This is a genomic window from Pseudomonas asturiensis (genome assembly GCF_900143095.1).
In the GTDB taxonomy this organism is placed as follows: Bacteria; Pseudomonadota; Gammaproteobacteria; order Pseudomonadales; family Pseudomonadaceae; genus Aquipseudomonas; species Aquipseudomonas asturiensis.
Genome location: NZ_FRDA01000018.1, coordinates 42,341 through 64,912, shown reverse-complemented (window position 1 = coordinate 64,912; position 22,572 = coordinate 42,341). Strand labels below are relative to the sequence as shown.

At 60.3% G+C, this 22,572-nt stretch carries 17 protein-coding genes; 7 read left to right on the top strand and 10 right to left on the bottom strand.

Annotation, left to right across the window (positions count from 1 at the left end; genetic code table 11):
• Nucleotides 1-69: 69 nt before the first annotated feature.
• From BUB69_RS23880 to mfd, 3 genes are all read right to left on the bottom strand, one after another.
• Nucleotides 70-2,814: a DEAD/DEAH box helicase gene (locus BUB69_RS23880; protein WP_073171497.1), complete on the bottom strand. Its 2,745-nt coding sequence runs from the start codon at nt 2,812-2,814 to the stop codon at nt 70-72.
• 75 nt (nt 2,815-2,889) lie between these two features.
• Nucleotides 2,890-3,414 (bottom strand): CsiV family protein, encoded by a 525-nt coding sequence (locus tag BUB69_RS23875; RefSeq protein ID WP_073171494.1) that lies wholly within the window; start codon nt 3,412-3,414, stop codon nt 2,890-2,892.
• An 11-nt stretch (nt 3,415-3,425) separates the two neighbouring features.
• Nucleotides 3,426-6,878 (bottom strand): transcription-repair coupling factor, encoded by a 3,453-nt coding sequence (mfd, locus tag BUB69_RS23870; protein ID WP_073171490.1) that lies wholly within the window; start codon nt 6,876-6,878, stop codon nt 3,426-3,428.
• Between the two features lie 189 nt (nt 6,879-7,067).
• On the opposite strand from mfd, the gene BUB69_RS23865 reads away from it, so the two are divergent.
• The gene (locus BUB69_RS23865; protein WP_024687320.1) at nt 7,068-8,531 is read left to right on the top strand and encodes a glyceraldehyde-3-phosphate dehydrogenase; all 1,464 of its coding nucleotides are present in this window, start codon (nt 7,068-7,070) and stop codon (nt 8,529-8,531) included.
• A 586-nt stretch (nt 8,532-9,117) separates the two neighbouring features.
• Here BUB69_RS23865 and tcuC read toward each other — a convergent pair.
• Nucleotides 9,118-10,410, bottom strand: a complete 1,293-nt coding sequence (tcuC, locus tag BUB69_RS23860) for an MFS transporter (RefSeq protein ID WP_024687321.1) — start codon at nt 10,408-10,410, stop codon at nt 9,118-9,120.
• Nucleotides 10,411-10,871: 461 nt separating this feature from the next.
• Between tcuC and BUB69_RS23855 the strand changes: the two genes are divergently transcribed.
• Both BUB69_RS23855 and sthA read left to right on the top strand, forming a co-directional pair.
• Nucleotides 10,872-11,903, top strand: a complete 1,032-nt coding sequence (locus BUB69_RS23855) for an FAD:protein FMN transferase (RefSeq protein WP_073171487.1) — start codon at nt 10,872-10,874, stop codon at nt 11,901-11,903.
• A gap of 135 nt (nt 11,904-12,038) precedes the next feature.
• Entirely contained in the window at nt 12,039-13,433 is a 1,395-nt protein-coding gene (sthA, locus tag BUB69_RS23850; protein ID WP_024687323.1) for a Si-specific NAD(P)(+) transhydrogenase, read from the top strand.
• Nucleotides 13,434-13,475: 42 nt separating this feature from the next.
• Here the strand turns inward: sthA and BUB69_RS23845 are convergent, their stop codons facing one another.
• A complete protein-coding gene (locus tag BUB69_RS23845; protein WP_073171483.1) occupies nt 13,476-14,198 on the bottom strand; it encodes a glycerophosphodiester phosphodiesterase in 723 nt (240 codons plus the stop codon).
• 55 nt (nt 14,199-14,253) lie between these two features.
• Nucleotides 14,254-14,841, bottom strand: a complete 588-nt coding sequence (locus tag BUB69_RS23840; RefSeq protein ID WP_073171480.1) for a PilZ domain-containing protein — start codon at nt 14,839-14,841, stop codon at nt 14,254-14,256.
• A 102-nt stretch (nt 14,842-14,943) separates the two neighbouring features.
• Here BUB69_RS23840 and BUB69_RS23835 point away from each other — a divergent pair, with 102 nt between their 5' ends.
• From BUB69_RS23835 to BUB69_RS23825, 3 genes are all read left to right on the top strand, one after another.
• On the top strand, nt 14,944-16,194 hold the full coding sequence (locus BUB69_RS23835) for a lipoprotein-releasing ABC transporter permease subunit (protein WP_073171476.1): 1,251 nt from the start codon (nt 14,944-14,946) through the stop codon (nt 16,192-16,194).
• Nucleotides 16,195-16,201: 7 nt separating this feature from the next.
• Nucleotides 16,202-16,885, top strand: a complete 684-nt coding sequence (gene lolD / locus BUB69_RS23830) for a lipoprotein-releasing ABC transporter ATP-binding protein LolD (RefSeq protein WP_175561839.1) — start codon at nt 16,202-16,204, stop codon at nt 16,883-16,885.
• A 62-nt stretch (nt 16,886-16,947) separates the two neighbouring features.
• The gene (locus BUB69_RS23825; protein ID WP_073171682.1) at nt 16,948-18,192 is read left to right on the top strand and encodes a lipoprotein-releasing ABC transporter permease subunit; all 1,245 of its coding nucleotides are present in this window, start codon (nt 16,948-16,950) and stop codon (nt 18,190-18,192) included.
• Nucleotides 18,193-18,254: 62 nt separating this feature from the next.
• Here the strand turns inward: BUB69_RS23825 and BUB69_RS23820 are convergent, their stop codons facing one another.
• Entirely contained in the window at nt 18,255-19,592 is a 1,338-nt protein-coding gene (locus BUB69_RS23820) for a heavy metal sensor histidine kinase (protein ID WP_073171679.1), read from the bottom strand.
• A 20-nt stretch (nt 19,593-19,612) separates the two neighbouring features.
• Nucleotides 19,613-20,293 (bottom strand): heavy metal response regulator transcription factor, encoded by a 681-nt coding sequence (locus BUB69_RS23815; RefSeq protein ID WP_073171469.1) that lies wholly within the window; start codon nt 20,291-20,293, stop codon nt 19,613-19,615.
• 177 nt (nt 20,294-20,470) lie between these two features.
• On the opposite strand from BUB69_RS23815, the gene queF reads away from it, so the two are divergent.
• On the top strand, nt 20,471-21,301 hold the full coding sequence (gene queF / locus BUB69_RS23810) for an NADPH-dependent 7-cyano-7-deazaguanine reductase QueF (protein ID WP_073171466.1): 831 nt from the start codon (nt 20,471-20,473) through the stop codon (nt 21,299-21,301).
• Nucleotides 21,302-21,444: 143 nt separating this feature from the next.
• On the opposite strand, the gene BUB69_RS23805 is transcribed toward queF, so the two are convergent.
• Together BUB69_RS23805 and pcrP are read right to left on the bottom strand one after the other, a co-directional pair.
• Nucleotides 21,445-21,711: a DUF4404 family protein gene (locus BUB69_RS23805; RefSeq protein WP_073171463.1), complete on the bottom strand. Its 267-nt coding sequence runs from the start codon at nt 21,709-21,711 to the stop codon at nt 21,445-21,447.
• Nucleotides 21,712-21,814: 103 nt separating this feature from the next.
• Nucleotides 21,815-22,420, bottom strand: a complete 606-nt coding sequence (gene pcrP, locus BUB69_RS23800) for an HAD superfamily inactivated hydrolase PcrP (RefSeq protein ID WP_073171459.1) — start codon at nt 22,418-22,420, stop codon at nt 21,815-21,817.
• Nucleotides 22,421-22,572: the final 152 nt, after the last annotated feature.

Below are 22,572 nucleotides of genomic sequence, written 5' to 3'. Positions count from 1 at the left end.
CCTTTTAACGAGCAAACGGCGAGGGTGCGAGCGCTGCCGATAGTAGCTCAGCGCCTGCATTCTCGGCTGCTATTTTCTGGACTTCTTGGGGGCGGCCGGAAGAGGGGCGAACAGGGCCTGCAGGTCTTCGTCGCGCAGCTTCCAGTCGCCACTGGTGCGGCCATCCAGAACACCCGCCGCCAAGGCTGATTTCTCGCGTTGCAGGCGCTGGATTTTTTCCTCCACCGTGCCGCGCGCGATCATTTTGTAGACGAACACCGGCTTGTCCTGACCGATACGGTAGGCGCGGTCAGTGGCCTGGTTTTCGGCTGCCGGGTTCCACCACGGATCATAGTGAATCACGGTGTCGGCGGCAGTCAGGTTCAGCCCGGTGCCGCCCGCCTTGAGGCTGATCAGGAAGATCGGCAGCTTGCCGCTCTGGAAGTCGTGAATCGGCGTGCGCCGGTCGCGGGTCGAGCCGGTGAGCAGGGCGTAGGCGATGCCGCGCTGTTTCAACTCGGCTTCGATCAGGGTCAGCATCGACGTGAACTGGGAGAACAGCAGGATCTTGCGCCCTTCGGCCAGCAGCTCTTCGAACATTTCCATCAGGCTGTTGAGCTTGCCCGAGGTGCCCTGCTTGCTATTGACCGGCATGTCCTGGTTGACCAGACGCAGGTCGCAGCACACCTGACGCAGTTTGAGCAGCGCTTCGAGGATGATGATCTGGCTGCGTGCCACGCCCTTGCGGGTAATCTCGTCCCGGACCTTTTTGTCCATCGCCAGGCGTACGGTTTCGTAAACGTCGCGCTGTGCGTCGTTGAGGTCCACCCAGTGAATGATCTCGGTCTTGGGCGGCAGTTCGGTCGCCACCTGCTCCTTGGTGCGGCGCAGCAGGAACGGCTTGATACGCGCATTCAGGTGTTGCAGGCGGTCCTGATTGCCGTGCTTCTCGATGGCGGTGCGGTAATTGCTGTTGAACTCCTTGCTGTTACCCAGCCAGCCGGGCATCAGGAAGTGGAACAGCGACCACAGCTCGCCCAGGTGGTTTTCCAGGGGCGTACCGCTCAGGCACAGACGCTGGCGTGCGTTGAGGTCGCGTGCCGCCTGAGCGGCCTTGCTGTTGGGGTTCTTGATGTACTGCGCTTCGTCGAGAATCAGCAGATGAAACGGCTGTGATTTCAACAGTTCGAGGTCGCGGGGCAGCAAGGCGTAGGTGGTCAGAATCAGGTCGTAGTCCTGCAGGTTGCTGGCGTCCTGATGACGATTGGCGCCATACAGTGCCAGCACCTTGAGGTCCGGGGTGAAATGTTCGGACTCGTCCAGCCAGTTGGGAATCAGGCTGGTGGGCATGACCGCCAGTGCCGGACGGTCCAGACGCCCGGCCTGTTTTTCCATCAGCAGGTGCGCCAGGGTCTGCAGGGTCTTGCCCAGGCCCATGTCATCGGCCAGCACGCCGCCGACCTCCAGCTCGCGCAACGACTGCATCCAGCTCAGGCCTTCGAGCTGATAGGGGCGCAGGGTCGCGTTCAGCCCGTCCGGCACGGCAACCGGCGCATCCTTGATATTGACCAGACGCTCGGCAAAATGCCGAAGCCGGTCGCCGCCCTGCCAGGTCAGCGGCAGATCTTCGAGTTGCGTCAGGCGGGCCGCATCGGCTTTGCTCATGCGCAGCGCGTTGTTGCCTTCCTGACGCCAGTAGAAATCGCCCAGCGTCGCCAGCACCGGTTTGAGACGGCCATAGGGCAGGGCGATCTGCACGGGACTGCCGCCGCTTTGCGTGAAGTGATTGAGCTGGACCAGCAGTTGCTCTTCATCACCGCGTTTGGCCACGGCAGACGGGCTCATCAGTTCAGGATGGCTGCGGATCAGGTTGATCAGGATCGGCAGCAGGCTCAGGCGTTCGCCATTGACGATAATGCCCAGTTCCAGATCGAACCAGTCGCGCTCGTTTTCTTCGTCGATGACCGCGTACCAGTCGTCCACGGGCGTGACGTCGAAGCCGAAATCGTCCTGAATCTCGATCTCCCAGCCTTGCTCGCGAAGCCTGGGAAGGTCGTCGAGCACGAAATGCAGCCAGGCCTTGTCGTTCGGCAGCTCATACATATCGCCCGCGCTATCCGGCAGGGCCTTGCTCTGCCGGGTCGACACCTTGAAGCCCAGGTCAGTCAACTGTTGGCGAAGCTGCCGCTCCTGCTCGCCCTGACGGCGGATGCGCAGGGTTTCGGTTTCAGTGTGTTCGATGATGTCGCTTTTCTGGTTCACCAGATCGCTGCCCAGCGAACTCACCAGAATGCTGACATTGGTGGTGCCCACGGCATAGTGCTTGCCGTAGGCAAACGCCAGTGCGGCGCGATGCTGAATGTGCCGCTGCATGCGTCCGTTGCGCGGCTCGTAGGCGCTGAATTCGATACTGGCCAGAATCAGGCGCGGCTTGGGTTGCAGGTCATCGACCAGACGCTCGGGCAGTCTGGGTTTCGGCTCGGCCTGGGGCTTGATCTCGCGTTCGTGCGTGCTCAGCGCGGCCTGCAACAGTGGCTGATTGGTCGGGTCCTGAAGAAAATACATGGCCGCGACACAGTGCTTGCAGTCGTTTCGTACCGGGCAGGTGCATTTGCAGGTCAGGTAATTGCGATAGCGATCAGGGTCCTTGAACAGCAGGGTCTGGGTGTAGATATCCAGCCCCGAACCTCGGCAAGCGGTACGGATGATCTGCGGGCTGGAATCTTCCAGCACGATGCGTTTCTGACGGGCATAGTCGCGCCCGCGCTCAAGCGTTCGATCAGTGAACAGGTCTGCCCAGGCCGAGGCGAGGACTTTTTCGAGAATGGACGACAAGTTAAAAAAAGCCCTACGCCGCAGCGATGCTCAAAAAGAAAGAGAGCACGCCTGTGCTCCTTGAATACGTAACGATCACAGTGGAGAGACTTTGATCAGCAGCGCCAGATTGCCGTTGTCCAGGTAAGTCAGCTCACCGTTTTTGACCCTGGCGGTCTGCTTCATGCGCTCGCTGCTGACGACCACGCCATGCGGGTCCAGTTGATTGACCCAGAACTGTGCGTCGATATCGGTAAAGCGATCCATCGCCAGGCTCACCGTACCCTCGATCGGGAAGTGGCCAAGCTGCTCCTTGCCGCCGGTAACGGCAATTTTACCGGGCTCGGTGCCCACGGTCTGCTGCCAGGCGCGCTGCATCAGCACTTCATAACTGCCACTGCCTTGCAACTTGCTCACCAGGTCGTTGAGTGCAGGGCTGCGTTCATTGTCGGCGCCGATCTTCTGCGCGCCTGCAGCCCAGTCTTCCGGGGCAAGCTGGCGCGTGGCGGCCGGCTCGCCGCTTTGGCGGAACAGAATCATTTCCACCTGATAGGTGCCTTCTGCAAAAGCGCTTGGCGCGACCAGCGCCAGCAGCAGGGTCAATGAACGAAACAGACGCATGGATGAATCCTTCAAGCAGTTGTCGGGGTCAGGCGCTCAAGCAGCGCTTCGATCGTGTTGAAACGCTCATCTGCGCGTTCCATGGGCACCATGAACTTGAACAGCGTGGCACCTTCGAACTTGTAGCGATTGGGCTGGCTCTGGATCAGTTTGATCAGGGTCAGCGGATCAACCGGTGTTTCGGCGGCAAATTCGATGCGCCCGCCCTGCGGTCCGGCGTCGATCTTGCGAATGCCCAGTTGCTCGGCGCGCAACTTGAGTTGCGTGATCCGCACCAGCGACTTGGTCGGTTCCGGCAGCAGGCCGAAGCGGTCGATCATCTCGACTTGCAAGTCCTTCAAGCCATCCTCGTCGGCCGCATTGGCAATGCGTTTGTAGAGAATCAGGCGCGTATGCACATCCGGCAGATAGGCCTCGGGGATCAGTGCAGGCACGCGCAGGTTGATTTCCGGTCCGCCACCCAGTGGCTGGTCGAGGTTGGGCTGTTCGCCCTTGCGAATCGACTTCACCGCGCGTTCGAGCATTTCCATGTACAACGTGAAGCCAACGGCTTGGATCTGGCCGCTCTGGCCATCACCCAGCAGTTCGCCTGCGCCACGGATTTCCAGATCGTTGGTGGCAAGCACGAAGCCTGCGCCCAGGTCCTGGGTGTTGGCGATGGCTTCCAGACGCTTCTCGGCATCGCGGGTGACTTGCTTGCGCGGTGGCGTCAGCAGATAGGCATACGCCTGGTGGTGACTGCGCCCGACGCGGCCGCGCAACTGGTGCAGTTGCGCCAGACCGAACTTGTCGGCGCGCTCGATGATGATGGTGTTGGCGCTGGGCACGTCGATGCCGGTCTCGATGATGGTCGAGGCAATCAGTACGTTGAAGCGCTTGTGGTAGAAATCGCTCATCACCTGTTCGAGTTCGCGCTCGCGCATCTGGCCGTGGCCAATGCCGATGCGGGCCTCTGGCACCAGTTCGGCGAGGTCGGCGGCGCATTTTTCGATGGTTTTGACATCGTTGTGCAGGTAGTAGACCTGCCCGCCGCGCAGTAATTCGCGCAGCAGCGCTTCCTTGATCGTGGGCTTGTTCTGCTCCATGACGAAGGTGCGCACCGACAGCCTGCGGGCCGGTGGCGTGGCGATGATCGACAGGTCGCGCATGCCCGACACCGCCATGTTCAGCGTGCGCGGAATCGGCGTTGCGGTCAGGGTCAGGATGTCGACCTCGCTGCGCAGGGCCTTGAGCTGTTCTTTCTGACGCACGCCGAAACGGTGCTCTTCATCGATGATGACCAGCCCCAGATTCTTGATCTTCACGTCGTCCTGCAGCAGCTTGTGCGTGCCGATGACGATGTCGATCTTGCCTTCGGCCAGATCGGCGACGGCGGCGCTGACTTCCTTGGCGGACTTGAAGCGGCTCATTACCTCGACCGTCACCGGCCAGTCGGCAAAACGGTCGCGGAAACTGTTGTAATGCTGCTGGGCGAGCAGGGTGGTCGGGACCAGAATCGCGACCTGACGCCCGCCGTGCACGGCAATGAATGCAGCACGCATGGCAACTTCGGTCTTGCCGAAACCCACGTCGCCGCAGACCAGCCGATCCATCGGCCTGGGTGCCAGCATGTCGGCGCGCACAGCTTCGATGGTGGTCTGCTGATCCGGCGTCTCCTCGAACGGGAAGCCCGCGCTGAAGGTGGCGTAATCGGCTTTCGGGTCGGCGAAGGCATAGCCTTCCCGGGCGGCGCGGCGTGCATAGATGTCCAGCAGTTCGGCGGCCACGTCGCGCACTTGCTCGGCGGCTTTGCGCTTGGCTTTCTGCCAGGTTTCCGAGCCCAGACGGTGGAGCGGCGCCATTTCATCGTCGCTGCCGGTGTAGCGGGCAATCAGGTGCAGGTTGGCGACCGGGACGTACAGCTTGGCGTCCTCGGCGTAGGCCAGCATCAGGAATTCAGCGACCTGATTTTCAACTTCAAGCGTGGCCAGACCCAGGTAGCGCCCGACACCGTGGTCGATGTGTACCACCGGCGCACCTTCACGCAGTTCGGTCAGGTTCTTGATGACCGCATCGTTGTTGCCGCCATCGTTGCGTTTTTCGCGGCGACGACGCTGCATGACGCGTTGACCAAACAGCGGACTCTCGGCAACCAGCGCCAGGGCGGGATCTTCCAGTAGCAGGCCTTCGTTCAGCGGCGCGATGGTAATCGCCAGCCGGTCCTTGCCTCCCACGAAATCGAGCCAGCTGTCGACCGTTTTTGGCCGCAGCTTCAGGCGTTCCAGCAGTTCCAGCAGGACTTCCCGTCGTCCCGCCGACTCAGCGGTAAACAGCACGCGTCCGGGGAATTCGTCGAGAAATTTCGACAGCGCAGCCAGCGGCTGGGTCGCTTTGGCCTCGATAGCCAGGTCCGGCAGGCTTTGCGCAGGGAAGCGCGCGCGGTCGCCACCGGCGTCGATGTCCTGCTGGCTGGCGACGACGCGAGGCCAGTTCTTCAGGCGCGCAAAGCAGTCTTCGACCGGCAGGAACAGTTCGGCGGGTGGCAGCAGGGGACGCGAAGGGTCGACGCGGCGCTCTTCGTAGCGATTGCGAACGTCTTTCCAGAAGTTTTCTGCGGCCTGCTCGATACCCGGCAGCGAAAACACCTGAGTGTCCTGCGGCAAGTAGTCGAACAGGGTCGAGGTTTCCTCGAAGAACAGCGGGATGTAGTACTCGATGCCGGCAGGCGTGATGCCGCTGCTCAGGTCCTGAAGGATCGGGCTTCGCCGGAAGTCCACGTCGAAGCGCTCACGAAAGCGCGCCTTGAAGCGCGTCACTTCTTCTTTCTTCAGTGGAAATTCGCGTGCAGGCAGCAGACGTACCGACTCGACCTTCTCGATGGAGCGCTGCGTGTCCGGGTCGAAGGTGCGCAGGGTTTCGATCTCGTCGTCGAACAGATCAATGCGGTAAGGCACCTTGCTGCCCATCGGGAACAGATCGATCAGCGCGCCGCGCACGGTGAACTCACCGTGTTCGTACACCGTATCCACGTAGCGATAACCGCTGGCTTCCAGGCGGGTACGCATGGCGTCGACATCAAGCTTCTGGCCGACGTCCAGTACCAGGCTGCTGCCCAGCAGGAATTTGGTCGGCGCGAGTCTGTGTAGGGCGGTCGTGATCGGTACTACCAGAACGCCATGCTCCAGCTCCGGCAGACGATAAAGACTCGCGATGCGCTGGGAGATAATGTCCTGATGCGGCGAGAACAGATCGTAAGGCAGGGTTTCCCAGTCCGGGAAGTGCAGCACCGCAAGCGTAGGCGCGAAGAACTTCAACTCCTGTTCAAGCCGCTCGGCGCTTTGGCTGTCGGCGGTCAGAAGCAGCGTAAAGCGCTTGGCGGCGCTGGCCGCTTCGGCGATCGCCAGGCTCAGTGCGGCACCGGGAAGATTGCCCCAGTGGTGTTTGCCTGCGGCGGCAGAGAGAGGCGGTAGACGCAGAACTGGCACGGAAGGTCAGGCTCCAGGCGTTGCAACAGGGGCGGCGATTGTAGCGGGGGAAGGTGGTGGCTGTCAGTTTTCCGGACTATTACCGCGTATTTACGGGCTCAAATTATGTAGTGCGTAACGATCTGACAGTCGTGCATTGCTCATAAACACTGGCGTGGTCATAATGTAGCCCCTTTTTTCAGCCCCTACATGTGGAAGGTTCCCGTGACTCAGAAGCCCGACCAGTGTCTTGGTGAATGGATCGATCGTGAAGCCCTCGCCGAGGCGATGATCCCGCTTATCGGTCAGCTCTACCGCAATAACAATGTGGTGAGTTCGATCTATGGCCGCAGCCTGATCAACCGTTCAGTCATCGCGATTCTCAAAGCTCACCGCTTTGCGCGTCATCGTCAGTCCGATGCGAGTGAGTTGTCCGTACACGAGACTTTCCCGCTCATCAAGGCGATGAGCGAGCTTAAACTGGGCGCCGCTTCGGTGGACCTGGGCAAGCTGGCAGTCAAGTTCAAGACCGAAGGCAATGGCCGCACGCCTGAGCAGTTCGTGCGTGACGAACTGGCCAGCGTTGTAGGCCAGCAGAACACCAGCCCGCGCAAGGGTACGGATGTTGTGCTGTACGGTTTTGGTCGCATCGGCCGCTTGCTGGCGCGCATCCTGATCGAGAAAACCGGTGGTGGCGACGGCCTGCGCCTGCGCGCCATCGTGGTCCGCAAAGGCGCGGAAAACGATCTGGTCAAGCGTGCCAGCCTGCTGCGTCGTGATTCGGTGCACGGTCCGTTCGACGGCACCATCACCATCGACGAAGCCAACAGCACGATTACCGCCAACGGTAACCTGATCCAGGTGATCTACGCCAAGAACCCGACCGAGGTGGATTACACCCAGTACGGCATCAAGGACGCCCTGCTGGTGGACAACACCGGTGTATGGCGTGATGCAGACGGTCTGGGCCAGCACCTGTCCTGCCCTGGCATCGACCGCGTCGTGTTGACTGCGCCGGGCAAGGGCAAGCTGAAGAACATCGTGCACGGCATCAACCACGGTGAAATCACCGCGGATGACAAGATCGTGTCCGCAGCGTCCTGCACCACCAACGCCATCGTGCCGGTGCTCAAGGCCGTCAACGACAAGTTCGGTATCGTCAATGGTCACGTTGAAACGGTTCACTCGTACACCAACGACCAGAACCTGATCGACAACTTCCACAAGGGCGACCGTCGTGGCCGCAGCGCCGCGCTGAACATGGTCATCACCGAAACCGGTGCTGCCACGGCTGCTGCCAAGGCGCTGCCTGAACTGGCCGGCAAGCTGACCGGCAACGCGATCCGCGTTCCGACGCCAAACGTGTCCATGGCCATTCTCAACCTGAACCTCGATAAGCAGACCACTCGCGAAGAAATGAACGAGTACCTGCGCTACATGGCGCTGCACTCCGACCTGCACAAGCAGATCGATTTCGTGAACTCGCAGGAAGTGGTCTCCACTGACTTCGTGGGTTCGCGTCACGCCGGTGTTGTGGATGCCGAAGCGACTATCGTCAACGATAACCGCGTTGTGCTGTACGTCTGGTATGACAACGAGTTCGGTTATAGCCATCAGGTGGTTCGCGTGATGGAAGACATGGCGGACGTCAATCCGCCAGCGTTCCCGCAGTAAGGTAAACAAGCGGTGACGTGAATTGCCCGGCCGGTCCGGGGAGTGTGTAACAAGAAGGCCGAATCCTGTGTCGACAGGGTTCGGCTTTTTTGTGTGTGGGTTGTCCCCTCAATTGATAATGATCGAGCAGACACAGCCGTCGGTCCGTTACTTTCATTTATTCAGAAACTTGAAGCGCTGCTTTCAATCACATCCATAACACAGTGAGATTGAGAGGAAGGGTGATGATTGACGATCTCATCAAGTGGAACAGCCGCTGGCGGCTAAACAGCCACGTGGTGTCTTGCAGAGTGTGCTTGTCCCGGCAGGACGAGGCTGATCGTGGCGTTGCATTTTCCCATTTGGCTGGTTGCTGGTGCGGGCATGAGAATGTTGACCCTTGGGCCGAGCTGGACAAAGCCTGCCGCAGGACAGCGGTGTGGAATGTTCAAGCCGGTACGAGTACGCCATCGTTTCGTGCAGGGTAAGTGATTCGCCGTTGTCGGGTGTGTGACGTGTCCATGCCCGGCCAGGCCCTGCTGCGAACATATAAAAAACCCGGCCTGACGTGCGTCAGACCGGGTTTTTTGTTTGAGGCCAGTCAGGATCAGGCGGTGGCAGCAGCGCCCGGTGCCTCGAGTTTCTGACCGCCCTTGCGGAACAACACGAGGGTGGCGATCAGGCCCAGCACAGCGGCGCCTGTCAGCCAGATACCTGGTGCGGCCTTGTTGCCCAGCGCATGAATCAGGTAGGTGCAGGCGGCAGGCGTGAAGCCCCCGAAGGTCGCCGTGGCCAGGCTGTAGGCCAGCGAGAAACCTGTGGTGCGCACTTCAACCGGCATGATCTCGGTCAGCGCAACGACCATGGCACCGTTATAGGAGCCGTACAGGAACGAGAACCACAGCTCGACCATCAGCAAGTGGCTGAAGCTTGGGTGTGCAACCAGCCACGACAGGGCAGGGTAAGCCGTCGCAATGGCCAGCACGGTGGCGGCGATCAGCAGCGGCTTACGCCCGATGCGGTCCGAGAACGAGCCCATGATCGGCAGCCAGATGAAGTTGGACACCCCGACGCAGACGGTGACCAGCAGGCTTTCCAGGTCCGTCAGGTTCAGCTCGTTCTTGCCGAATGTCGGCGTGTAAGCCGTGATCAGGTAGAACGACACAGTGGTCATCACCACCAGCGCCATGCCGCCCAGTACCAGGCCGAAGTTCTGGCTGATCGAACGCACCACTTCACCCAGGGTCGGACGATGCGTACGCGCTTCGAACTCGGGGGACTCTTCGAGCGAGCGGCGAATGATGAAAATGGCCGGCACAATCATGCAACCGACCAGGAACGGCACGCGCCAGCCCCAATCTGTCATCTGCTCGGCGCTGAGCCAGTGGTTCAGGCCAACACCCAGCAGACCGGCAAACACCACAGCGGCCTGTTGGCTGGCGGACTGCCAACTGACGAAGAAGCCCTTGCGACCCGGTGTCGAGATTTCAGCCAGATACACCGAAACGCCGCCCAGTTCTACACCCGCAGAAAAACCCTGCAGCAGACGGCCCAGCAGCACCAGCAACGGCGCGGCAACGCCCAGCGTCGCGTAACCCGGCACACACGCGATTAACAGCGTGCCCATGGCCATCATGGCCAGCGTGACGATCAGGCCTTTACGACGACCATGGCGGTCAATGTAGGCGCCTAGAAAGATTGCACCCAACGGGCGCATCAGGAAACCTGCACCGAAGGTTGCCAGCGACAGCATCAGTGACGCGAAAGCGCTGTCGGAAGGAAAGAAGGCTTTGGCAATGGCTGTGGCATAGAAGCCATAGACCATGAAATCGAACATCTCGAGGAAGTTACCGCTGACAACGCGAAAGATCGCTTTGCCCTTACTGGTTGTGGAGGCCATTTAGTTACTCGCTCAGGCTCGTCGGCTTGGAGTCCGTTGTCGTTGTTATCCCGTATACGCAGCAGCGGAGTATTTCTGCACAGCTACGCATATTTGTAACAGTATGTGTTACACCGCTCAAAAACAACCGTTTCGGCAATTTGCTATCAGTCGACGTTCGCTTGACAACGGATTGTTTTCAGGAATTCAGCGTTCAGGCAGCGATGGGTGCTCAAGGCTGCGCCTGTTCTCAGGAACCCGGATGCGTCGCACGACCACTCAGCGGTTTCTTGATCAGCCTGGGTGGCGAAATGGATGGATACCGCTCATCTGAAAGAGGGGCCGTGGTGGTCAGCGGGTGTAACGCCATATTGACGGGGCGAGAGGCTGCTGGGGGTGTTGCGGTCAGCCTGTTCCGTTTTTTCAAGCCTTGTCCGACAAGATCGCGCACGGCACTCTTGTCGGTTTTTACCTTGCGGGATATGAGTTTGCGTTGGTTTGTAAAAATCGCAGGGTCTCTGGGGCTGATACTGTGCAGCGGCTGTGGTCAGGAGCGAAGTCTGCAAAGTTTCGGCGGGCCTACCATGGGCAACCACTATTCGGTGGTGTACGCGCATGAAGCGGGTCAGCCTGACGGTCAGGCGCTGCATCATGAAGTCGATGTGATTCTGGCCGAGGTCGATCAGCAGATGTCCCTCTGGCGCAGCGACTCGGAGCTTGCGCGCTTCAACGACCTGCCTGCCAACAGTTGTCGAGCCATGCCTGAGTCGATTCTGACGCTGGTTCGCGTTGGTCAGGAGCTCTCCCGCGAGAGCAACGGTGCCTTCGACGTCACAGTCCTGCCGCTTATGGAGCTCTGGGGCTACGGCCCCGATGTTCCTGATGGCCAGGCCGAGCAGACACCCTCACGGCAGCAGCTGGATCGCACGTTGGTGGCGGTCGGTTATCGCGGCCTGCGTATCGACGGGCAACGGCTGTGCAAGGACTTTGCGTTGCAGGTCGATCTGAACAGCATCGCCGCGGGCTATGCGGTGGACCGTATCGGTCAGCGTCTGGAAGCGCTCGGGGTGCACGATTATCAAGTGCAACTCGCCGGTGAACTGAAAACCCGTGGGCGCAAGCCGGATGGTTCCGCCTGGCGAGTGACGCTGGAAATCCCGCGTACAGATCGGCAGACGGTGCAGAAGGTCTTCGCTCTGGGCTCCTCCAGTGTTTCCACCTCAAGCGATCACACCCGCTTTTATGGCGGCGACAGGCACCAGGGCTCACGCACGCTCGATGCGCTCACCGGAATGCCCGTGGATCAGGGTCTGGCCTCGGTGACGGTCGTTCATCCCTTGGCGGTGATGGCCGATGGTCTATCGTCGGTGTTGTTGATCATGGGCGCAGAATGTGGCTGGAATTATGCCCAAGAGCATCAAATTGCTGCTTTTTTTGTGATTCGTGCCGATAAGCGCTTTATCATTCGCACCAACGCGTCGTTCGACCGGCTCGTGACGGAGCAGCCCAGGTAGATGCCGTACAGACAAAAGTGGCCTTCGACGCGACCAAGGGTTAATGTTCGCCGCCTCGGCGCAGCGCTAGACTGCGCCGCGTGATTTAGCCAGAGATGCCAGAGTGGCGCCTCGGACTGTTCTAAAGGAGTACGCATGGCTGTCTACAACTACGACGTGGTGGTACTGGGTTCCGGCCCGGCCGGAGAAGGCGCGGCAATGAACGCCGCCAAGGCAGGACGCAAGGTCGCCATGGTCGACAGCCGCCGGCAGGTGGGTGGCAACTGCACGCACCTGGGCACTATCCCGTCCAAGGCATTGCGTCACTCGGTCAAACAGATCATCCAGTTCAACACCAACCCCATGTTCCGTGCCATCGGCGAGCCGCGCTGGTTTTCGTTTCCCGATGTGTTGAAAAATGCGGAAATGGTCATCTCCAAGCAGGTTGCCTCGCGTACTGCCTACTATGCCCGCAACCGGGTCGATGTGTTCTTTGGAACGGGCAGCTTTGCCGACGAGAACAGCGTCAACGTGGTCTGCGCCAATGGCGTGGTGGAAAAGCTGGTCGCCAACCAGATCATCATCGCCACCGGCTCGCGTCCCTATCGCCCGGCAGACATCGATTTCAGCCACAAGCGTATTTACGACAGCGACACCATCCTCAGCCTGGGGCACACCCCGCGCAAGTTGATCATCTATGGCGCTGGCGTGATCGGTTGCGAATACGCGTCGATTTTCAGCGGCCTGGGCGTACTGGTCGAACTGGTGGACAACCGCGATCAACTGCTGAGCTTCCTCGACAGCGAAATCTCGCAGGCGCTGAGTTACCACTTCAGTAACAACAACGTGATGGTTCGCCACAACGAAGAGTACGAGAAGGTTGAAGGGCTGGATAACGGGGTGATTCTGCACCTCAAATCCGGCAAGAAGATCAAGGCCGATGCCTTGCTGTGGTGCAACGGCCGTACCGGCAATACCGACAAGCTGGGTCTGGAAAACATCGGCCTCAAGGCCAATGGTCGCGGCCAGATCGAGGTCGATGAAACCTACCGCACCAGTGTCGCCAGCGTTTATGGCGCAGGCGATGTGATCGGCTGGCCGAGCCTGGCCAGTGCGGCGTACGACCAGGGCCGCTCGGCGGCGGGCAGTGTGGTCGACAACGGCAGCTGGCGTTACGTCAATGACGTGCCGACCGGGATCTATACCATTCCGGAGATCAGCTCGATCGGCAAGAACGAGCACGAGCTGACCCAGGCCAAGGTGCCCTACGAAGTGGGCAAGGCGTTCTTCAAGGGCATGGCGCGTGCGCAGATTTCCGGCGAACGGGTCGGCATGCTGAAAATCCTGTTCCACCGTGAAACGCTTGAGGTGCTGGGCGTGCATTGCTTCGGCGACCAGGCCTCGGAGATCGTGCATATCGGTCAGGCGATCATGAACCAGCCGGGCGAGGCCAACACGATGAAATACTTCGTGAACACCACGTTCAACTACCCGACCATGGCCGAAGCCTATCGGGTCGCTGCTTACGACGGCCTCAACCGGCTTTTTTAAGCGACTCCGGCCGGTGGCCTGAGCCGGCCGGGGCGACCGATTTCAGCGATTCCCGAGCGTGGCAGTGGCCAAACCGGGAAAGTCTGTAATCAGGCTGTCCACGCCGAAGTCAGCGAGCCTGCGCATCAGTGCAGGTTCGTTGACCGTCCATACCGACACATGCAAACCCTGGCGCTGTGCTTTTTGCAGGCGCTCGGGGGTGCACAACGTCCAGTTCAACGCCAGAATCGTGCAGCCGTAGTTCTGAGCGACCTTCAACGGGTCGAGCCAGGCGTATTCGGCAACCAGTCCGCGCGAGATATCCGGTGTCAGCTCGGCAGCGGCACGCAGCACTTCGCGGGAACTGGAGGTGATGGTGACCTTGTCCAGCAAACCGTGGCGCTGAGCCATCTCGCGGATCGCCAGCACGGTGTTTGCGGCTCGGGTGCGTGAGGCGCTCTTGACTTCCAGTTGCCAGTGCTCGAAATCGCACTGCTCCAACAGCTCTTCCAGACGCGGAATCGGGCAGAGGGTCGTCCAGCCAGGTCCACCCTTGCGTGCGTCGTAGGTCACCAGATCGGCAGCGTCGTGTTCGTTGACCTTGCCGCGTCGGTCGGTGGTGCGCTTGAGGGTCGGGTCGTGAATGACCATCAGTTCCCCGTCGCGGGACAGGTGCAGGTCCAGCTCGCAACGACGAACGCCATGCTTGAGGCATTCCTGAAAGCTGGTCAGGGTGTTTTCCGGTGCTTCGCCCTTGGCGCCGCGGTGGCCGTAGATAAGGGTCACGTTTACTCCTGGCCTGAAAGGCACCAACTACTTGTTTGATCGGATGATGGGCGGTTCATGCGCCTGGCGGCTGGCCTCGCTCCAGTGCCTGGCGACGTTGTTGCGCCTGACGCTGCAGAACATGGCGGGCGATCAGCTGTCGCTGGGCGTCGGGCAACTGCACGAACTCCACCCAGGTCTCGAACCCGCCTTCGGCAAGCGGATCGCTCTGCGTCACCCTGGCATGCAGCATCAGGCCCGACGCCTGGGGCATGAGCACCATCTTGATCGACAGTTCTTCGCCCACCGTATAATTTTGCAACGAATTGAACTGCATCCCGCCTTCGGAGAGTTTCACTGGCTGCGGTCGGCCCAGCTTGCCCAGTGCCGTGTGCGCGACCACCTGGCCCAGCAGGTCGATGCGCTTGTTCAGCGACTTGAGAAAGCTGTTGAGTACGCGGTCGCGCTCGTCGAGCTGACGCAGCAAATGCTGGGATTCGAACTCGCTGACATGCAACTCGCTGAGCAGGTCGAACAGCGCCGAGGTCTCTTTCATCGCCTCGTGGCTGGCACTCTCGGCTGCGGACAGCGGGTTAATTTCCAGTGCGACGCTGGCATCGATACGGTAGTATTCGCGGCGTTCTGCTTCATCTAATGTCGACATGGCGAACCCATGGTAGCGGCGGTGGTCAGAGAGTCTCGAGTGTAAAGCTGCACGTCAAGGCCCGCCACACGGACGTCCTCATTCCTGCGAACAAAGCCCCTAATGTTCAGACCTCTTTTTGTATTCATCGGCACGCGCTACACACGTGCAAAACGACGTAACCATTTTGTTTCCTTCATTTCCCTGACTTCCATGATTGGCCTGGCGCTTGGCGTTGTGGTGATGATAGTCGTGTTATCGGTCATGAATGGTTTCGATCACGAAATGCGTACCCGCGTGCTTGGCATGGTGCCGCACGCCACCATCGAGTCCGGTGATCCTATCACCGACTGGAAGGCGCTGGCCGCCAAGGTTCAAGAGAACCGGGAGGTGCTGGCGGTTGCGCCGTTCACCCAGATGCAGGGCCTGCTGACGCATGATGGCAAGGTGCAGAAGGTGCTGCTCAACGGCATCGATCCGGCCCAGGAACGTAACGTTTCGATCATTGACCATTTCATCCAGCAAGGTCAGCTCGACAGCCTGTCACCGGGCAGCTTCGGCATCATGATCGGCGACAAGGCTGCCGCCAAGCTGGGCGTTGGCGTGGGCGACAAGCTGACCTTCGTCGCTCCCGAGGTGACGGTCACGCCAGCGGGTATGTTCCCGCGCATGAAGCGTTTCGAGGTCACTGGCATCTTTCACGTGGGTGCCGGCGAGATCGACGGTTACCTGGGCCTGACCAACCTTGATGATCTGGCGCGCCTGCATCGCTGGAAGCCCAATCAGGTGCAGGGTCTGCGCCTGAAGTTCGACGACCTGTTCGCGGCCCCTCGCACATCGTGGGAAATCGCTCAGAAGCTGGGCGAGAACAATTTCTACGCCCGTGACTGGACCCGCACCCACGGCAACCTGTATCAGGCGATCCGCATGGAAAAAGCCATGATCGGCCTGTTGCTGTTGCTGATCGTGGCCGTGGCGGCGTTCAACATCATTTCCACCCTGGTGATGGTGGTCAACGACAAGAAGGGCGATATCGCCATTCTGCGCACGCTGGGCTCCACGCCTCGCCAGATCATGGCGATCTTCATGGTGCAGGGCACGGTGATCGGCGTCGTCGGCACGCTGATCGGCGCGGCGCTGGGGATTCTGGCTGCACTCAATGTCAGCGCGGCGATAGCGGCGCTCGAAGGGCTGATCGGTCATAAGTTTCTCAATTCCGACGTCTATTTCATCGATTACCTGCCTTCGCAACTGATGGCCCAGGACGTGTTCCAGGTCTGCGGTGCGGCGTTGGTCCTGAGTTTCCTCGCCACCTTGTATCCCGCCTGGCGTGCTGCGCGCACCCAGCCGGCGGAGGCGTTACGTTATGAGTGAGTCGGGCATGTCTGATAAAGCTGTATTGAGTTGCCGCAACCTGGGTAAATCCTACGAGGAAGGCCCGGAGTCAGTGGTCGTGTTGTCCGGCCTGCAACTGGAGTTGTATCCCGGTGAGCGCGTCGCCATCGTCGGCAGTTCGGGTTCGGGCAAAAGTACCTTGCTCAATCTGTTGGGCGGCCTGGACACGCCGTCCCAAGGCAGCGTCTGGCTGGCGGGCGAAGAGTTGTCGGCACTCGGCGAGAAGGCCCGCGGCCTGCTGCGCAACCGGGCACTGGGTTTCGTCTATCAGTTTCACCATCTGCTGCCTGAGTTCACTGCACTGGAAAACGTCTGCATGCCGTTGTTGATCGGCCGCACGGCGATCCCCGAGGCTCGCAAACGCGCCACGGCATTGCTGGAGCGTGTGGGTCTGGGGCATCGTCTGGCGCACAAGCCGTCCGAGCTGTCCGGTGGCGAGCGTCAGCGCGTGGCGATTGCCCGTGCGCTGGTCAATCAGCCGGGTCTGGTGATGCTCGATGAGCCAACCGGTAACCTCGACCATCACACCGCTCAGGGTATTCAGGACCTGATGCGGGAGCTGAGCACGTCGTCGCGTACCGCCTTTCTGGTGGTGACTCACGACATGAGCCTGGCCAGGCAGATGGACCGCGTGCTGCGTCTGGAAGACGGTCGCCTCGTCGAGGCGTGATTGACCTGACCCGGCGCAAGTCATCGCGCCGGGTTCTCTATTTTTTCTACGGTGCTCCGCGAATGTTCAGACCGTTACCCATCTTCATCGGCATGCGCTACACCCGCGCCAAACGTCGAAAAAGCTTCATTTCGTTCATCTCGATGACCTCGATGATCGGTCTGGCACTGGGTGTGCTGGCGATGATCGTGGTGCTGTCGGTGATGAACGGTTTCCAGCGGGAAATGAGCTCGCGGATTCTCGGCATGGTGCCTCATGCCGTCATCGCCGGTACAACGCCGGTGAGTGACTGGAAGCCGTTGGCCGCCGCTGCGTTGAAGAACCCCGAGGTGACTGCCGCCGTGCCGTTTACCGACATGGAAGGCATGCTGTCCTACAAGGGGTCAATGCAGCCAATCCAGATCAGCGGCGTCGATCCGGCGCTTGAGCACGAAGTGTCGATCGTCACCCAGCACATCACGCGTGGCAGTATTGAGGACCTGAAGCCTGGCGAATTCGGCGTGGTGCTGGGCGACCTCACCGCACGCCGGTTTCGCCTGAGCATCGGTGACAAGCTGACCCTGATCGTGCCTGAGGTCAGCAGCGCACCGGGCGGCATCACGCCGCGTCTGCAGCGTCTGACCGTGGTGGGTGTGTTCAAGGTCGGTGCAGAGCTGGACGGCTCCATGGCGCTGATCAACATTGCCGACGCCGCGCAAATGCAACGTTGGCAGCCAGACCAGGTGCAGGGCGTGCGGCTGGCCCTGAAAGACCTGTACAAGGCTCCTCAGGTGTCGACCGCCATTGCTGGCAGTCTGGGTGACGGTTACCGCGCCGATGACTGGACCCACACCCAGGGCAGCCTGTTCAGCGCCATGAAAATGGAAAAGACCATGATCGGTCTGCTGTTGTTGATGATCGTGGCAGTGGCAGCGTTCAATATCATCGCCACGCTGATCATGGTGGTGAACGACAAGGGCGCAGACATCGCCATCCTGCGCACCATTGGCGCGACGCCCAGGCAGATCATGGCGATTTTCATGGTGCAGGGGACCGTCATCGGCATCGTCGGCACGCTGATCGGTGGCGTGCTGGGCATCATCGCAGCGCTGAACGTGAGCAGTATGGTGGGTTGGGTCGAGCGGGTTACCGGCCAGCACATCTTTAGCTCAGACGTGTACTTCATCAGTAACCTGCCGTCCGAATTGCAGGGCGGCGATGTGCTGCTGATCTGCAGCGCCGGTTTCATTCTCAGCTTTCTGGCCACGGTCTACCCGGCCTGGCGTGCGGCGCAGATCCAGCCCGCGCATGCCTTGCGTTACGAGTGAACTGAACCCTGTCACATCAAGCCGTTGCTGACCTTAGAGGGTTCGCAGCGGCTTTTTTGTCATCAGGCGGGCAGTTCGATCAGAAACCGCGTAACACCCGTTGCCGACTCGCACTGAATTGTTCCGCCATGGGCGTTGACGATCGAGCGGGTAATCGCCAGGCCCAGCCCTGCATGCTCGCTGCTTTCCTGTCTGGCAGGGTCCGCCCGATAAAACCGGTCGAACAGGCGCGGCAATGCGGCCGCTGCAATGTCGGTGCCAGTGTTTTCGATGCTCAGCGCGACACCTGATGGCGAGCTGCTCACGGTTATCTTCACGTAGCCACCGGGACCTGTGAAACGCAGGGCGTTGTCCAGCAGATTGGACAGCACGCGACGCAGCAGCGGGCCGTCACCGCGCAAGGTGGCCTGACCCTCTCGCGACAGGCTGACCTCTGCTTCTTCAGCCAGCGGGGCGAAGAATTCCAGCACTGCATCGACTTCATTCTCCAGTTGCAGCGCCTGCCGGGCCGGGCGCAGCAGGCCATGTTCGGCCTTGGCCAGAAACAGCATGTCATTGACCATCTGCGCCATGCCCTGCAGCTCTTCCAGATTGCCTGTCAGCGCCTCACGATAATCCTCAAGCGTGCGCGGGCGGGTGAGGGTGACCTGAGTCTGGGTCAGGAGGTTGGACAGCGGTGTACGCAGCTCATGGGCGATGTCGGCCGAAAACGCTGACAGGCGCTGAAAGCCGTCCTCCAGCCGGCCGAGCATGGCGTTGAACGCACGGGTCAGTTCTGCCAGTTCCGTGGGCAGGTCCTGCTCCGGGAGGCGCGCGGTCAGTGAGCGCGTCGAGATGCTCGCGGCCACGGTGCTCATGCGGTGCAAGGGTTTGAGCCCGCTGCGTGTGGCCCAGGCGCCGAGCAGGGCGGTGGCCAGTGCCGACAGGCCGACGGTCAGCCAGATCAAATGTTGCATGCGCTGGAGAAAGTGTTGGTGATGGGTGATATCCAGCATCAGGGTCACGCTGGGCGAAGACTCGGTCGGCTCACCCAGCGACGCCGTTAAGCTGCGATAGGCAACCTGATCATCGTTCAGGGTGTGCAGCCCTTTCTCGGGCGATGGCGAAGCGGCCAGATTATCGAACCAGGCCTGACCATCGGGCCCTGTGATGCGCAGTGTCAGATCCGGCTGGTGCCCCAGGTCGGCCAGCAGGCTGGCCTCGCGTTCATTGAAGGCCTGTCGGGTTTCGACCCCTTGCAGAGTGGTTCGCAGATTGGCGAGCCTTGCCTCGAGCAGTTGCTGGTCCAGCTCGACAAAATGCGCTTCGCTGGCATGGTTGAACAGAACACCGGCGGTCAGCGAAACCGCCGCTGTGCAGGCGGCAAATAGCAGGGCCAGACGATTGCGTAACGAAAGCATGCCGAACTGGCGACGGAGGTTCACAGCGGGCGCTCTTCAAGCACGTAGCCCATGCCGCGTACCGTATGGATCAGCTTGTCGGAAAAATCGTCATCAATCTTGAGCCGCAGGCGGCGGATGGCGACTTCGATGATGTTGGTGTCGCTGTCAAAGTTCATCCCCCAGACCTGCGACGCCAGCAACGATTTGGGCAGCACTTCGCCCTGACGGCGTAACAATAACTCCAGCAGCGTGAACTCCTTGGCCGTCAGGACGATGCGCCGACCACCGCGCTCCACCTCGCGCCGCATCAGGTCCAGACGCAGGTCCGCGATCTGCAGATGAGTGTCGGCAGGCGCGCTTGCGCTTCGGCGCAACAAGCTGCGCACTCTGGCCAGCAGTTCCGAGAACGCAAAGGGTTTGATCAGATAATCATCGGCCCCCAGTTCCAGCCCTTGCACGCGATCTTCGACAGCGTCTCGGGCGGTCAGGAAGATCACGGGCATGCTCAACCCGGCGGCGCGTACGCTGCCGAGAATGGCCCAGCCGTCGCAGTCCGGCAGCATGACGTCGAGAATCAGCAGCGCATGATCGCCACTCAGCGCGCGCCGCTGACCGGTCTTGCCGTCGGCGACCCATTCGGCTTCGAAACCGGCCTCGCTCAACCCCTGGCGCAGAAACTGGCCGGTTCTGGGCTGGTCTTCAACGATAAGTAATTTCATGAGCGGTGTCAGATATCCATTGCAAGGCAGGCTTTATAACGCACGCGGCGTCCATCTGGGTGAAGCTGACAGGACTGTAATACGGCCACCCGTGGGAACTGTGGAGGAGATTGTCGCTGAAAGCGCTGCGCAAACCCTATAAACTCGCCCGCGTTAATTCATGATCCAGGTATCGCCATGCATCCCGCAGCCGAACACTCGCCGCTGGGCAAGTCCAGTGAGTACATTGCCACCTATACGCCTTCCTTGTTGTTTCCGATTCCGCGTACTGCGAAGTGGGCCGAACTGGGGCTGACAGCCGAGACGCTGCCGTATCAGGGTGTCGATTTCTGGAATTGCTATGAGCTGTCCTGGTTGCTGCCGTCCGGCAAGCCGGTGGTGGCGATTGCCGAATTCAGCATTCCCGCGGACTCGCCGAACATCATCGAGTCGAAGTCGTTCAAGCTGTACCTCAACTCACTGAATCAGACGGCATTCGATACGCGTGAGCAAGTGCAGGTTACGCTGGAAAAAGACCTGTCTGCTGCGGCCGGAAAGCCGGTCGGCGTGCGCATTCGCAGTCTTGACGAGGTCGAGCGTGAAGGTGTCGCGGCGTTGCCGGGTGTGTGCATTGATGATCTGGACATCAGTGTCAGCAGTTACGACAGGCCACAACCGGAACTGCTGTGCTGCGATCCATCACGTGTCGTTGAGGAGAGCGTTTACAGCCATCTGCTCAAATCGAACTGCCCGGTCACCAGCCAGCCGGACTGGGGCAGCGTGGTGGTGGAGTATCGTGGTGCTGCGCTGGACCCTGCCAGCCTGTTGGCCTACATCGTCAGCTTCCGTCAGCATTCTGACTTTCATGAGCAATGTGTGGAGCGGATTTTCCTCGACCTGCAGCGATTGCTCAAACCGGAAAAACTGACCGTGTATGCACGCTATGTGCGGCGCGGGGGGCTGGACATTAATCCGTATCGCAGTACGGTAGCGCTCGTTGTGGAGAACGGCAGGCTGGCGCGGCAGTAAGCCTTCCGGTTGCTGAATAAGCACATTGCAGGAGGCGGCTCGTCTGAGAGGCGATCTTTCGGAACAGCCGTGTCTGGTGTCTGCCGCGAGACATACGTCATGTAGCAGACACCGTGTGATCACCTACAGGGCGATAACGATCATCAGATCCCGATATTGCCCAGGGTTTGCAGGACATTACGCAGCGTACCTGCAATGGCAGGATGCTCCAGTTCGAAGCGCTCGACGGCCAGGTTCACGCCATCCGCAAGGCTCGGGTCTTCGTGGGTCGCGTTTTCCAGTTCAATTCTGGTTTCAATCTGCTGCATCAGCTCGTGCAGGTTGTCGCGTTCGGCTTCTGACAGCGGGGGCTTCTGCTCAATTTGCGCGCGCAGGGTGTTGAGTTGTTCTTGCAGTTCGCGGGCAGGCATGACGTGCTCCTTCATAAATAAGTCTGTCCCATGGACTACGCCGCTGGGCTAAAGGTTCGTGACACCTCAAGACTAATCCACTCCAGAGCAGCCTGCATGTGTATCAGGGCTTTTCGCCCTTGCTGCGCCTCAAGGCGATATCCGCCAGGCATGACTCCAGTTCGCCCAGATGGTCGATCACCGAATGCACACCCAGCGCGTATAGCTTGAGCGTGGCATGAGCACGACGTTGTTCGCGTTCGGCATCGCCAAGGTCTTGCCACTGGGCAGGCGACAAACCGCACAGAGGGCCGCATGACGCCAGCCCGATCGTCCACAGCCCGGCATTGAGGCCTGATTGCAGCAGGCGGGGATCACCACTGATCAACACACAGCCATCCAGCTGGCTGACACCCAGGCTCATGAGCGCCATCCAGCAGGCGTCCGGCGCGGGCCATTTTGCGGCCGTGCGTGCAGCGGGCGTTATCCAGTCGTTGATCGGTGCGGAAAGAGTATTACTGAGTGTTTCTGGAAGTTCGTCCAGCCAGGCACAGGGCAGATTCTGTTTGCGTAGCGCTTGCAAAGCATCCAGTGCGCCAGGGGTCGCAGTGGCATGATCGCTGTGCGGGGCGGTGGTCGCGGCTTGTGCGCCGAAGTCCACCAGGCAGCCGCTGAGGCCGAACAGCAGGGCGGTGAAGGAGGGCAAAGGATTGAGAACCGGCGCCAGCATGGTGATCTCTCTGAAATACCCAGGCACGCTACAGCTCTTTCATGACAACGAGATGAACGTGTGATGACCGGGTTTATCCGCTTTTCGTCGCTGACGGAACTGCCTTATTCCCGGCAGAACGCTTTATACTCCCTGTCTTTGCGTGTGGGGCG

Coding starts and splice junctions, on each gene's coding strand:
- BUB69_RS23875 (WP_073171494.1), bottom strand. CDS start 3,414: ATGCGTCTGTTTCGTTCATTGACCCTGCTGCTGGCGCTGGTCGCGCCA.
- BUB69_RS23865 (WP_024687320.1), top strand. CDS start 7,068: ATGTGGAAGGTTCCCGTGACTCAGAAGCCCGACCAGTGTCTTGGTGAA.
- tcuC (WP_024687321.1), bottom strand. CDS start 10,410: ATGGCCTCCACAACCAGTAAGGGCAAAGCGATCTTTCGCGTTGTCAGC.
- BUB69_RS23855 (WP_073171487.1), top strand. CDS start 10,872: ATGAGTTTGCGTTGGTTTGTAAAAATCGCAGGGTCTCTGGGGCTGATA.
- sthA (WP_024687323.1), top strand. CDS start 12,039: ATGGCTGTCTACAACTACGACGTGGTGGTACTGGGTTCCGGCCCGGCC.
- BUB69_RS23840 (WP_073171480.1), bottom strand. CDS start 14,841: ATGTCGACATTAGATGAAGCAGAACGCCGCGAATACTACCGTATCGAT.
- BUB69_RS23835 (WP_073171476.1), top strand. CDS start 14,944: ATGTTCAGACCTCTTTTTGTATTCATCGGCACGCGCTACACACGTGCA.
- lolD (WP_175561839.1), top strand. CDS start 16,202: ATGTCTGATAAAGCTGTATTGAGTTGCCGCAACCTGGGTAAATCCTAC.
- BUB69_RS23825 (WP_073171682.1), top strand. CDS start 16,948: ATGTTCAGACCGTTACCCATCTTCATCGGCATGCGCTACACCCGCGCC.
- BUB69_RS23820 (WP_073171679.1), bottom strand. CDS start 19,592: ATGCTTTCGTTACGCAATCGTCTGGCCCTGCTATTTGCCGCCTGCACA.
- BUB69_RS23815 (WP_073171469.1), bottom strand. CDS start 20,293: ATGAAATTACTTATCGTTGAAGACCAGCCCAGAACCGGCCAGTTTCTG.
- queF (WP_073171466.1), top strand. CDS start 20,471: ATGCATCCCGCAGCCGAACACTCGCCGCTGGGCAAGTCCAGTGAGTAC.
- BUB69_RS23805 (WP_073171463.1), bottom strand. CDS start 21,711: ATGCCTGCCCGCGAACTGCAAGAACAACTCAACACCCTGCGCGCGCAA.
- pcrP (WP_073171459.1), bottom strand. CDS start 22,420: ATGCTGGCGCCGGTTCTCAATCCTTTGCCCTCCTTCACCGCCCTGCTG.